At 65.1% G+C, this 12,544-nt stretch carries 9 protein-coding genes; 4 read left to right on the top strand and 5 right to left on the bottom strand.

Going from position 1 to position 12,544, the window contains the following annotated elements; translation table 11 throughout:
- Positions 1 to 74: 74 nt before the first annotated feature.
- The 4 genes from HMPREF3151_RS04955 to rimM form a co-directional block, all read right to left on the bottom strand.
- Positions 75 to 2,363, bottom strand: a complete 2,289-nt coding sequence (locus tag HMPREF3151_RS04955) for a Tex family protein (protein WP_070474080.1) — start codon at positions 2,361 to 2,363, stop codon at positions 75 to 77.
- A gap of 36 nt (positions 2,364 to 2,399) precedes the next feature.
- Positions 2,400 to 3,785 carry an anaerobic C4-dicarboxylate transporter gene (locus tag HMPREF3151_RS04950; protein ID WP_070474078.1) on the bottom strand — a complete coding sequence of 462 codons (1,386 nt, stop codon included), beginning with the start codon at positions 3,783 to 3,785 and terminating at the stop codon, positions 2,400 to 2,402.
- Between the two features lie 95 nt (positions 3,786 to 3,880).
- On the bottom strand, positions 3,881 to 4,936 hold the full coding sequence (gene trmD / locus HMPREF3151_RS04945; protein WP_070474485.1) for a tRNA (guanosine(37)-N1)-methyltransferase TrmD: 1,056 nt from the start codon (positions 4,934 to 4,936) through the stop codon (positions 3,881 to 3,883).
- A 1-nt stretch (position 4,937) separates the two neighbouring features.
- Positions 4,938 to 5,438, bottom strand: coding sequence for a ribosome maturation factor RimM (gene rimM, locus HMPREF3151_RS04940; protein WP_070474077.1), 501 nt, complete (start codon positions 5,436 to 5,438; stop codon positions 4,938 to 4,940).
- Between the two features lie 159 nt (positions 5,439 to 5,597).
- Between rimM and HMPREF3151_RS04935 the strand changes: the two genes are divergently transcribed.
- The 3 genes from HMPREF3151_RS04935 to HMPREF3151_RS04925 are packed head-to-tail and all read left to right on the top strand — an operon-like array spanning position 5,598 to position 9,166.
- Positions 5,598 to 5,933 carry a hypothetical protein gene (locus HMPREF3151_RS04935; protein ID WP_070474075.1) on the top strand — a complete coding sequence of 112 codons (336 nt, stop codon included), beginning with the start codon at positions 5,598 to 5,600 and terminating at the stop codon, positions 5,931 to 5,933.
- Positions 5,934 to 5,983: 50 nt separating this feature from the next.
- Complete coding sequence (locus HMPREF3151_RS04930) at positions 5,984 to 7,816, top strand: DUF6493 family protein (protein WP_070474073.1); 1,833 nt, start codon at positions 5,984 to 5,986, stop codon at positions 7,814 to 7,816.
- Positions 7,817 to 9,166 (top strand): SWIM zinc finger family protein, encoded by a 1,350-nt coding sequence (locus HMPREF3151_RS04925; RefSeq protein ID WP_070474071.1) that lies wholly within the window; start codon positions 7,817 to 7,819, stop codon positions 9,164 to 9,166. It abuts the gene before it with no gap.
- Between the two features lie 57 nt (positions 9,167 to 9,223).
- On the opposite strand, the gene rpsP is transcribed toward HMPREF3151_RS04925, so the two are convergent.
- Complete coding sequence (gene rpsP / locus HMPREF3151_RS04920; protein WP_070474069.1) at positions 9,224 to 9,742, bottom strand: 30S ribosomal protein S16; 519 nt, start codon at positions 9,740 to 9,742, stop codon at positions 9,224 to 9,226.
- Between the two features lie 381 nt (positions 9,743 to 10,123).
- Here rpsP and HMPREF3151_RS04915 point away from each other — a divergent pair, with 381 nt between their 5' ends.
- Positions 10,124 to 12,277 (top strand): acyltransferase family protein, encoded by a 2,154-nt coding sequence (locus tag HMPREF3151_RS04915; protein WP_070474067.1) that lies wholly within the window; start codon positions 10,124 to 10,126, stop codon positions 12,275 to 12,277.
- Positions 12,278 to 12,544: the final 267 nt, after the last annotated feature.

Below are 12,544 nucleotides of genomic sequence, written 5' to 3'. Positions count from 1 at the left end.
GCACTTCCCCTTCTGGGGCGCTCGGCCGGTTCATGTCGATTACAAGAACCTGCAGCATTTTACATATGCGCCGGTCACTTACCAAATCCGGCGCGTTTCAACGCGTCGGCCATCGAGCCGGATGCTTCTCGACGTCCCTCCGGTGCTCCCCGCTTCCGGCCCCTGCCCGAATTCTTGCCCGGCTTTTTGTGCTGCTTCTTCTGGGCCGGCTGGCCCGGCTCGTCGTCGAGCCGCAAGCTCAGGCCGATGCGGTTGCGGGCGACGTCGACGTCCATGACCTTGACTTTGACCACCTCGCCGGAGCGCACCACCTCGTGCGGGTCCGAGACGAACGAGTGGCTCATGGCGGAGACGTGGACCAGGCCGTCCTGGTGCACGCCCACGTCCACGAAGGCGCCGAAGGCGGCGACGTTGGTCACCGTGCCCTCCAGGATCATGCCGGGTGTGAGGTCCTTGACCTCGTTGACGCCTTCCTTGAACTCGGCGGTCCTAAACTCCGGGCGCGGGTCTCGGCCGGGCTTGTCCAGCTCCGCGAGGATGTCGGTGACGGTGGGCACGCCGAACTGCTCGTCGGCGAAATCGGCCGGCGCAAGCTTGGTCAGCACCGCCGTGTTGCCGATGAGCTGCTCGGTACTCAAGCCGGTGGCCTGGGCGACGCGCTCGACCACCGGGTAGGCCTCCGGGTGCACCGCGGAGCCGTCGAGCGGATTAGCCCCGCCCTGGATACGCAGGAAGCCAGCGGCCTGCTCGAACGCCTTCGGCCCCAGGCGCGGCACCTTGCCCAACTCCTTGCGGGTGGTGAACCGGCCGTTCTCGTCGCGGTAGGCCACGATGTTCTTCGCCACCGTGCCCGATAGGCCGGCCACGCGCTCAAGCAGCGGCGCCGAGGCGGTGTTGACGTCGACGCCGACGGAGTTCACCGCGTCCTCCACCACCGCGTCCAGCGTCTGGGCGAGCGCGGTCTGGTTCACGTCGTGCTGGTACTGGCCCACGCCGATGGACTTCGGGTCCACCTTGACCAGCTCCGCCAGCGGGTCCTGCAGGCGTCGCGCGATGGAGACCGCCGAGCGCAGGGAGACGTCCATGTCCGGGAACTCTTCCGCCGCGATCTGGCTGGCGGAGTACACCGACGCGCCGGACTCGGAGACCACCACCGGGGTCGGCCGCTTTCCACCCGCCTGGGCGATCAGGTCCGCCACCTCACCCGCGAGTTTTTCTGACTCGCGCGAGGCAGTGCCGTTGCCCACGGCGATGAGCTCCACGCCGTGCTGCGCGGCCAGCGACGCCAACTCCGCGCGGGAGGCGTCCCAGCGGTTCTGCGGCTGGTGCGGGTAGACAATCGTGGTGGCCAGCACCTTGCCGGTCTCGTCCACCACGGCGCACTTCACGCCGTTGCGGTAGCCCGGGTCCAGCGCCAGCGTGGCGCGCTGGCCGGCGGGCGCGGCGAGCAGCACGTCGCGCAGGTTGGTCTTGAACACCTGCAGCGCGCCCTCCTCCGCCTTCTCCTTCAGCCGCATGCGGGTATCCAGGTTCGCAGAGACCTGCAGCTTGGTGCGCCAGCCCCAGCGCACTGCCTTGGCCAACCACTCGGAGTCTTTGACCGGCAGGTCGAAGCGCTCCGCGATCATGCCCTCGTACACGGCCTCCTCGCCCGGGTCCATGTCCAGGGTGAGCACGCCCTCGGCCTCGCCGCGCAGCAGCGCCAGGATGCGGTGGCTGGGCAGTTTCTCAAAGGGCTCGGAGAACTCGAAGTAGTCCGCGAACTTCGCACCCTCGGTTTCCTTGCCCTCCACCACGGCGGAGCGCATGGTGCCTTGAGAGTACACGCGGTCGCGCACCTCGCCGACTAAGTCCGCGTCGGTGGCGAAGCGGTCCACCAGGATCGCGCGGGCACCTTCGAGCGCGGCCTTCGCGTCCGGGAAGCCCTCCGAGATGTGGGCCTTTGCCAGGGTTTCGGGGGTTGCCGAAGGGTCGTCGATAAGCTGCTGCTCCAACGCCTCCAGCCCGGCCTCGCGCGCGATGTCCGCCTTGGTCTTGCGGCGCTTCTTGTACGGCAGGTAGAGGTCCTCCACGCGCGCCTTCGTGTCGGCGTTAAGGATCGCCTGTTTCAGCTCGTCGGTGAGTTTGCCCTGCTCCTCGATGCTTTCCAGCACGGCAGTTTTGCGCTCGGCGAGCTCCAGCAGGTACGTGTTGCGCTCCTCGATGTGGCGCAGCTGCGCGTCGTCGAGGCCGCCCGTGGCCTCCTTGCGGTAGCGGGCGATGAACGGGACGGTGTTGCCCTCCGCGAGCAGTTTCAGCGCCTGCTCGACCTGGTTGTCCCGCACATTGATTTCGTTCGCGATGGTGGCTGCGATTGATGTCATTCGGGCGAGTCTAGTCGCGCCTGTGTTGCGCCAGTTTTACAGCAGCACCTGCGCCAGCAGCGAACCCACCACACACGAGGTAAACACCGAAATCGCGCCCGGGATGAGGAAGGAGTGGTTGATCACGAACTTGCCAATCCGCGTGGTGCCTGTGCGGTCGAAGCCGATGCAGGCCAGGTCGGACGGGTAGGTCGGCAGGATCCAGTAGCCGTAGGCCGCGCCGTAGAAGCCGACGATGATCTTCGGGTCGATGCCCAGCGCCAGGCCGATCGGGGCGATTGCGACCAGCGCGGCGGCCTGCGAGTTGACCAGCTTGGACACGATGAGCAGCACGATCGCATACGCCCACGGCGCGGCCTCCACAACAGATCCCAGGCTGGACTCGAGTTGGTCGATATGCGCCGCGAAGAACGTGTCCGCCATCCAGGCCACACCGAAGACGGAGAACACCGCCGTCATGCCGGCCTTGAACACCGGAGTCGAGGCGATCTTCTTGTGGTCCACCTTGCAAAACAGCAGGATGATCGCGCCGGCGAACAGCATCACCATCTGGATGGCCAGGTTCATCGACAGCGGCTTCATGCCGCCCTCGCCGTCGTCGAAGGCGGGGCGCAACCCCTCGAACGCGCCAAGCACCACCACGAAGGCGATGGCGCCGAGGAAGACCCAGACGGCGTTGCGGGCAGATCGCGGGAAGACCTCGTCCAAAAGCGAGTGGCTGGACTGGTTAATGGACTCTGCAAACGCCGGGTCCTGCATGCGCTCCTGGAACACCGGGTCCTTATCCAGGTCCTTGCCGCGGCGCAGCGACCACAGCGCGGCCAGGATGACGCCGGACAGCGACGCCGGGATGGCGACCATGAGGATCTGCGGGATGGAGTACGCCTTATCAATCACACCGGCGTTTTCCGCCAGGATCGACGCGAGCGAGACCGTTGCCACCGACACCGGCGAGGCGGTGATGCCCATCTGCGCGGACGTGGACGCCACGGCCATGGGCCGCTCCGGGCGGATGCCCTTTTTCACCGCGATGTCCTCGATGATCGGGAACATGGTGTAGACCACGTGTCCCGTGCCGCACAGCACGGTGAGGAACCAGGTGGTCAGCGGGGCGAGGATGGTGATTCGCTCCGGGTGGGCGCGCAGCAGTTTCTCCGCCTGCTGCATCATCACCTCAAGGCCGCGCGATTGCTGCAGCGTGGCTGCGCAGCCGATCACGGCGATGATGGTGAGCATCACGCCGACGGGCGGTTCGCCCGGCTCGAGGCCGAAGACGAACACCATAAGCATGAGCCCGATGCCGGAGATCAGGCCGAGACCGAGCCCGCCGTAGCGGGTGCCCAGCAGCAGGGCGCCGAGGATGATCAGGATTTGCAGGACGATGGCGACCGCGGATGTTGGGTCAAGCACTGACGCGAGCATGGGTGTCCTTTCGTACGCGTGTAACGCACCCAAGTCTATTGCCAGATTGGTCAGACCTTTAAATTTTCATTGGGTGATATTGCCCACCAGATAGGTTAAACCTCTTTAGCCTCGCCAGACTGATACGCCCCAGGTGGAAGCGCCTTTTCCACCGCCAGCGTAGCCTCCTCGAGCGCAAGCGCGGTGCGCCCGGCGACGGTGAGCGTGGTCCCCTCGAGCGTGATCTCGGGGTCGCGGTACCCGGCCTTCTTCAAGGCTCTGCGCAATTGCTTTACGACGATCCGCTCCGCCCCGTCCACCCTCACCATCGTGAGCACGTCACGTGCGTCCAACATGAACCGGTCGTCCTCGCTCAGATGAGTCTGCTCCAGCAGCTCGGGGCGAACCTCGCGGGTGCGTTTCAAAGACTGCTCCCTGCGCCACGCCTCCACCTTGGCGTGGTCGCCGGAGGTGAGCACCGCCGGCGCCTCAAGCCCGCGCCACACACGCGGCTTGGTGTAGCTCGGCCCCTCGAGCAGGCCGTCGGAGAAGCTGTCGTCCTCATGGCTTTCCGTGTTGCCCAGCACGCCCGGGATCAGGCGCGTGACCGCCTCCGCGATGACCAGGACGGCAACCTCGCCGCCGATGAGCACATAGTCGCCGATGGACACCTCGCGCACGCGGTAGCGCTCCTCCGCGTCTTCGAAGACGCGCTGGTCGATGCCCTCGTAGCGCCCGCAGGCAAAGACGATGTGCTCCTCGCGCGACCATGCCTGCGCGTCCTGCTGCGTGAAGGGTTTGCCCGCCGGGGTGGGCACGAGCAGCAGCGGCTTGCTGCTATCCTCGCCGCCTTCGTACGGCCGGGGCGCGACCTCGTGCACGTCGTCGTGGCGTAGCTTGTCGTTGCGGTGCGCGGCCGCGGTGTCGAGGGATGTTCCGGGGCGGCCTTTGGCAACGTCGTCAAGCGCAGGCCCCCACACCTCCGGCTTCATCACCATGCCCGGTCCCCCACCCAGTGGCGGGGCGTCCACGGACTTGTGGTTGCCGGTGGCCCAGTCACGCAGGTCGTGCACGCCCACCGACAGGATCCCCTGCTCGATCGCCTTGCCCAGCAGCGCGTGGCGCAGCGGGTCGAGGTACTCGGGGAAGATGGTGACGACGTCGAGGCGCAGCTTAGACATCAAGCAGGCCCTCGGGCGGGGTGATGGTGAGGTAGCCCGCCTCCGTGTCGAGCTCCGGGACGAAGTCCATCACGAACGGGACCATGACGTCCTTGCCCTTGTAGTCGATCTCCAGGATCTTCCGGTTCGGCGCGTCCATCACGCCCGTGACCTCGCCGACCTCTTCGCCCTCGTGGCGCACCTTCAGGCCAATGAGCTCGTGGTTGTAGTACTCGTCCGAGTCCTCCTCGCGCTCGAGCGGCTCGGCGAAAAACTTCATGCCGCGCAAGCTGTCGGCGGCTGTGCGGTCCGGCACTTCCTCGAAGCTGACCAGCAGGCGCTTCTGGTGCGGGCGCACCGTCTTCACGGTCAGCTCCCGCTCCTTGCCCGCCTGGCGGCCGGTGAGCACCGCGCCGAGGACGATGTGCTCCTCCGACTCGTCCGCCAGCAACTCGACGGCAACCTCACCTTTCACACCGTGGGACTTGACCACACGGCCGATCTGCAGCTCCATGGAAGCCAAGACTATCAGCGGTGAATGCGGCAACTTCGCCGCCTCAAGCGGAAAGCTGCGACGCAGCCCAACTGTTGAGCTGGAGCGTAATCTGTGTCACTATGCCGGTCACGTAACCGTCGACAAGCAATTGCTTCAGTCGATTCCTAAGGACGCAACATGACCTACTTCGAGCAATTTGCCAAAGAAGTGTCGGAAAAGGACCATTTGATGCGCGTCAAATGGTGGCGCCCCGGCATGACCTTGGAAGAAGCCTACGAGACAATTCGTGCCCTCCCGATTGATCCACAACACGAGATCGAGAATCCAAGGCAGCCAGAACAAGGGGGGTGGAACCAATTCAGAGGTGACACGTTCATCCAGATTCGCCTGCGCGAGCTGTTCGAGGGATACGCAATAGAGCACGGCGATCCGTACTTCATTGGGTTGATGGGCCAGGCCGGATTTGAGCGCAATTTTCTTCTCTGGCACGACACCGAACTCCGAGAAAGCTGATTTGGCCGCTCTTCTCGCTCGCGGGCACCCAAGAAGTCAGTTTCACCACCATGGAGAAGTATTACTGGTCAGGCTGGGCGAAGTCGCTTGTTGCGCTGGTGGACGAAGGTCTGCTGGACCGCGACCGGCTGCTCGACGAAATGCTCACGGCGCTGAACCGCGGTTTCCCGGCGTACCGCGTTCGCTGGTTTACCCAGCATTACGAGGATTTCGCGCCGACCGAGGAAGAAACCACGAAGCGCCAGCACCTGCTCATCGCTGCTATGGGTTCGGGGGTCGGCTCTACGACCACGTTCGCAGTCAAGCAGCTTTCCCGCCTGTCGGAGCTGGATGCGGACGGGTTTGTTGCCGCCGGCGCCCCCGCCCTGAGCGGGTCGAAGACGACGGCAATCACGGCGCTGAAAATGCTGGAGAAGATCGCGACCGAGCGCGAAGATCTGGCCGCGGGAATCGCTGATGCCGCGCAAACCGGCCTCTACCACGCAAAGGACGACGTCGTACGCCGCAGCGCCGCGCTCCTACGCACGTTGGGCAAAGAGGAGCTCATTGACGCCGCCCGCGACGTCCTGTCCCCTGTCATGGCGCTCGAATTGCTGGGCCCCCGGGACGCCAGCCCGGAAGTCCCCGCGGAGACTTCCGCACCGTTAGCGCAGCCCGCTGAAGCGCGACCTGTCGCCCCGTGGACGGACGAGGACGCTTTGTTTCACACCCGCGAGTTGCTCGCCGCACCAGACGCGGTGGGCTTTGCGTTGCTCGTTGCGTGGCTGGCGGAAACTGGGCCGCGCGCGCTGGAGATCCTCAAACCGGTGCTGCCGAACGACGACCCGTCGTCTACTCTCCCCGATGTGCGCTGGCTATTGGTGCAATGCCGCAGCACACCTGCCGAGGTAGAAGAAGCCAACGCGTTTCGGCTGACGGTTGATATGAGGAGGGAATCGCTCCTGCGGGTCGTTGCCATCGTGCATGGGCTCGCACCCACGCGCACCTTACTTTCGACGCCGACGGACACCTTCGGGCGCGTGGACAACAAGGAATTCGCCCGCCGCCTCGCCACATATTCAGCCCCCGAAGACGTCTGGCCCGACGATGCCCTCCTCGCCCACCTGCGATTAGTGGACTTTCAGGAAGACAGCACCGGACGTGTGCCCCTACAGGGAGTGCGAGTTGGGTGCGACTGCGTCCTGTGGACCCCGCCCGAAGACCGATGCCCCGGATGCGGTGAAGGCGGCGTATGGCTCCGCACCTCACAAGGGTGGAAACACCAAAGCACACAGCTCGAAGAGAAGCTGCCATTTCTGGCTTCCGCCCCGTTCGGCGTGACCTACTCCCCTGCTGGGCGCGCCATCGTCGCCCCGAGCTGCTTGGATGCCTACACCCTCGATATGGAGGACGACCTTGATGGAGGGATGTCGAACTACCCAGAGAAGCAGGACCCCGACATTGTCGACGTTCTTACTTGGCACCCAGGCGAGTGGTCGCCGCACACCGCCCGGTTCTTGGGCAAGGCCATGGCGCACAAAGACACTGAGGTTCGCGCAATTGCCACTGAGCTTGTGGCAACCTCGCTCCCACGAGCCATCGGGGCGGACACCGCCGCTCACGAGTGGTCGAAGCTAGGAGACGTCATTCTTGGCCGATGGGCCGCCTCGCTCGCGGACGCTTCAACGCTTAACCCAACCTACGTCTGTGATCTCCTTGCACAGCTACTGCCACAGTTGGATCACAAGACACGCGACCTCGGCAAACTCATTGAGCTGTACCGAAACGTGCGGCTAGAAACTGGTGAATCGGAACTCGGCGCGGAGCTGCGCGAGTGGCTTGCAACCTTCAGCGGGAAATCAAAAGCAGCACTGGCAGCGTCGGCGTTGCTCAAGGAGGCATAGGTGCACTACGCATACACTCACCCATCCGCCCTGACTGACCAGAGCCTGCAGCTGGCCACCAGCGGCGGCACGCTCGACCGAGTGGACGAACCGCACTTTTTCAGCGGTTTCGTGGAAAACCCCCACATCGTCGCGCGCGGGGTGCTCGCCGTCGCGGACTACGCCGCGAAACGCTTCTACACACCAGTGGACACCGCGGCTATCGCCGCGCTGGACCCGGTGATCACCTCTACTCCGGAAGGTCTGCGGTTCGAATCTTTCTCAGGCTGCTGCAGCGCCTACGCCCGCTTAGACGTCACCGACCTCGATGCGCAGTCACAACAGTCAGGCGTCACCAACGTGGACATCAACCTCCCGCTGCGTGAGGCTCTTACGGCAATCACACCGGGCTCGCCACTCCACCTCACTATTGCCGACGACGCCCTCCACGTCACGACGATGGACACCGCACTGGACGAGAAAAAGGTCGACCTGCCGCTGCGGTGGGTGAAAGGACTCGCAGAGTCGCAGCACATCAGCGCAGCCATGACGAAGCAACTGGAGCTCACGGGGCCGGAAACGACGAAGTTCATCACGTCGCTGCCCGGAACATCTTCACCAAAATCCGCGATGTGGGCCACGCCCGCATTGCGGAGTCTGCGCCTGGCGTCGAAGCCGTCGAATGGCGCGGTCTGCTTAGCCGGGCCGGAACGGTTGAAACCACTCATCCCCCTCCTGCCGTACGTGACCAAGTTGACGGCCTACAGCACCGAGAGCGACGCGACTTCCCAACCAAAGTCATCCGCATGGGTGTTTGAGCTTTCCGGCGCGCGATTCACAGTAGTAATCAGCCCGGCAAAAACCCGCGGGTTTTCCGGCGAAGGCGCACTGTTAATGTCCCTGAACAACCCGCACGCGGCGGATGATGCTGATCTTGTCTCAACAGTTTTGGCGTTCGATCCCCGCATTGACGTCCGCCGCCTCGCGGCGGAGACCGGGCTCACTCCCGACCGCGTTAAGGACGCGCTCCAAGTCCTCGCGTCAACCGGCCAGGTTGGCTACGACCTCACCCTGGGCGCATATTTCCACCGCCCGCTGCCGCTCGACCCTGATGTGGTGGGCAAACTCAACCCCCGCCTCGCCAACACCGAGGAGCTCTTGGCCCGCAACGCTGTCTCCCCGCTCGCCGGTCGGGACGACGGGTTCACGGTGCGCTCCGGCTCCAACAATTACACAGTGAGTCTCGACCACGACACTTACGCATTCGCATGCACTTGTTTCTGGTTTGCAAAACACAAGGACTCTCGGGGTCCGTGCAAGCACGTGCTGGCGGCGCAGGCGTTTCGGGAAACCGCGCGCGTGGAGCTGTAGAAAAGCAAAAATGCCCAGCGAAACCGCTGGGCATTATTCGCGTGAGGTGAGAAAGACTTAGTTCTCCTCAGCCGGAGCGTCCTCGGAAGCCTCGGACTCAGCCTCAGCGTTCTCGCCCTCAGCCTCAGCAGCCTCAGCCTCAGCGGCAGCGGCGGCCTCAGCGGCCTCCTTCGCCTCAGCCTCTTCCTTGGCCTTCTTGCGCTTCTCGGTGATGGCCTCGGCGGTCGGGCCGTTCTTGGCCTCCTCGAGCGCCTGGTTGAACAGGTCGAGCTTGGACGGCTTCTCCTCGGCCACCTTCAGGGTGCCCTCGGCGCCGTCGAGGCCCTTGTGCTTCTGCCAGTCGCCGGTCACCTTCAGCAGTGCGAGCACCGGCTCGGTCGGCTGCGCGCCGACACCCAGCCAGTACTGAGCGCGCTCGGAATCAATGCGGATGAGCGACGGCTCTTCCTTCGGGTGGTAGATGCCGATGTTCTCGATGACGGCACCGTCGCGACGGGTGCGGGCGTCAGCGATGACGACGCGGTACTGCGCGTTGCGAATCTTGCCAACGCGCTGCAGCTTGATCTTTACAGCCATGGTGTACTTCCTTTTAGGTCACTGGGCAGTGCAGACACTCGCCACTTATCGACGAGCCGGTTCAACCCTTCTTATTTACCCTGCGCGTGCCTGGCCGGGCGACCTCCCCCGCTTAGAGCGAGGGGCAAGACGGATCCGGCGCGTACGCAGTTATGGACTTGTCGTGCCTGGCGCACAAACGCGCCGGACAACCCGAGAGAGTTTACGCGCGTTTGGGCCAGGTTCCAAAACACGCGTCCGGTTTTGCCCTGCCAAAGCTGAAGGAGATCTGCGCGAGTCTGGTTCGGTCCCGCGCGTCGGGGGCGGTATTGTCCTTAACCGCTTGTGACGATAGTCGGCACAGCGCAGCAAGACACACGACAATACGGGTTGGAGAGACGGTTGAGTACGACGGCAGGGCACGCACCACGGCCGACGAAGGGCTCCACCGCCTACCGCGTCGACCTAGACGGGCTGCGAGGCTTCGCCATCGCGCTCGTGGTGATCTTCCACGTGTTCGTGGGCCGCGTCTCTGGCGGCGTGGATGTTTTCCTGCTGCTGTCCGGCTACTTCTTTCTCGGCGGCCAGCTGCGCTACGCGCTGCGCCCCAACCCGAACTTGAATCCGTGGTGGCCACTGTGGCGCACCATCCGCAGGCTGGTCCCGGCGCTGGCGCTGGTGGTGGTTGTAGTCGTCGGCCTTGTCATGGCGTTCACCCCGGAACTGATGGGCGTGGAACTTTCCCGCCAGGTCACCGCCTCGATGCTGTACTTCCAAAACTGGGAGCTGATGTCGCAGAACGCGGACTACGCCGCGGCCAGCCAGGAGACCTCTCCCCTGCAGCATCTCTGGTCCATGTCCGTGCAGGGGCAGTTCTACGTCTTCGGCATTCTGCTGGGCTGGGTCGTCGCCGTGGCAGTCACGAAGCTGCGGGCAAAACCTGAGCACGCCCGCCGCGCCGCCATTGCGCTGCTTGCGGTGATCACCGTGGCGTCGTTCGCCTGGGCCGCGCGCTTCGGGCTGGAAGGCACCGGCGAGAACTACTACTCCACGTTCTCCCGCGCGTGGGAGCTCTCCCTCGGCGCACTGCTAGCGTTCGTGCCGGCGAACCGGTTCCTGCCACAGGCCACCGCGTGGCTCACCGCGCTGTTGGGCGTGGCGCTCATCGCCATCACGGGCTTTATCGTGCCCACCTCGCTGGCGTTCCCCGGCCCCGTCGCCCTGATCCCGCTCACCGGCGCGGCGCTGGTGATCCTCTCTGGCAACGCCAACGGCGTGTCCAAGGTGCTTGCCTCCGCCCCGATGACCTGGCTGGGTAGCGTGGCCTACTCGCTGTACCTGTGGCACTGGCCGCTACTGATCATCGTCACCGTCATCGGCGGCTACGACACCCCGCCTGCCTGGCTGGGCGCACTTGTCATCCTGGTGTCGCTGTGCCTGGCGCACGTCACGCACACACTCGTGGAGGATCCGCTGCGCCAGCACCGCCCGCGCCCGCGCGGCGACGATGACCCGGTGGCGGCCGCGAGAGCGTCGCTACGCACCTTGCCCGGTGCCGCACGTGCGGTGGGCGGCGTCCTGGCCGCAGCGCTGTTCGCTGTCGCCCTGGCCGTGCAACCGTACTGGGACAACCGCGTCGACAGCGCGGAAAAGGTGCTCGACCCGGTCAACTACCCCGGTGCCCGCGCTATCCAGGGCGTGCAGGTGCCGGATGTGAAACCGCAGCCGGACCCGAACCTCATCGCAGGCGTGTTCCCGCCCATCGGGCTCGACGACTGCATGATCTTCCTCCCCGAAGCCCCCGACGCCATGCCGGGCCCGCAATGCACCTACGGCGACCTCGAGGCGGACACCACGATCGTGCTCGCTGGCGGCTCCCACATCGAGCCGTTCATCGTCCCCCTGGACAAACTGGGCAAGGAGCACCACTTCAAGGTCGCCACCTTCGTGCGCCAGGAATGCCCGCTGGTTATCGGCGGGCCTCTGGATCCGGCCAACGACATCGTCTCCCCCGAGTGCGCCGAGTGGGGCGAAAACGCGATGCAGGAAATCATCAACCTGCAGCCCGACATGCTCATCTCCACGTCCACCCGCCCCGCGGGCCACGCCGGCGACGGCCGCGTCTCCGCCGACTACGTGCCTAACGCCTACGCCAACCTCTGGCAGCGCCTGGCTGAGCTGGGCATCCCGTTCGTCGGTCTTCGCGACAACCCGTGGATGTTCACCCCCACCGGCGAACCCATGGACCCGAACCTGTGCATTGTCGCGGGCCACTCCGAGCACGCCTGCTCCATGGCGGCGGACATGGTCTACGCCCCCGAGGACCCGGCCGCGTACTTCCTCGACGGCGGCTACGCGCAGTGGGAGATCGACACCGCCGGCTGGTACTGCGTCGACGGCCTCTGCCCGCCGCAGATCGGCAACGTGTACATCTACCGCGACCAGAACCACATCTCCAACGCGTACGCCGAGTCGCTGACCCCGGTGCTGTGGGAGCGCCTCGCGCCGATCTTCGAGGAGCTTTCGCTTCTCAACGCCCCTCCGGCCACCCCGTAGGAGGGCTGCCTCCGCTCGGCCCGCCCCGTTCCGTGGGTTTCCCCGCCTGCTGGCCACCCATCGACCGCCCCGTTCCGCGGATCCAGCTAGTAGGAGCTCGATATTCGCCATTTTTCGGCGAATAGCTGGGTCCTACTAGCTGGATCCTCGTCGGAGACCTTGCCGGAACGCCGGGTCCCCGGCCCGCCCGGCAGAACCAGAGCAAGAAACCCCTAGTACGGCCGAAAACTGGCGGCGGGATCAAGCGGTTAATGCGCCACGTTTGAA

The organism is Corynebacterium sp. HMSC05H05, from assembly GCF_001807265.1.
GTDB lineage: Bacteria > Actinomycetota > Actinomycetes > Mycobacteriales > Mycobacteriaceae > Corynebacterium.
The sequence above is the reverse complement of the archived record's forward strand: the minus strand, read 5'-3'. Positions and strand labels throughout refer to the sequence as shown.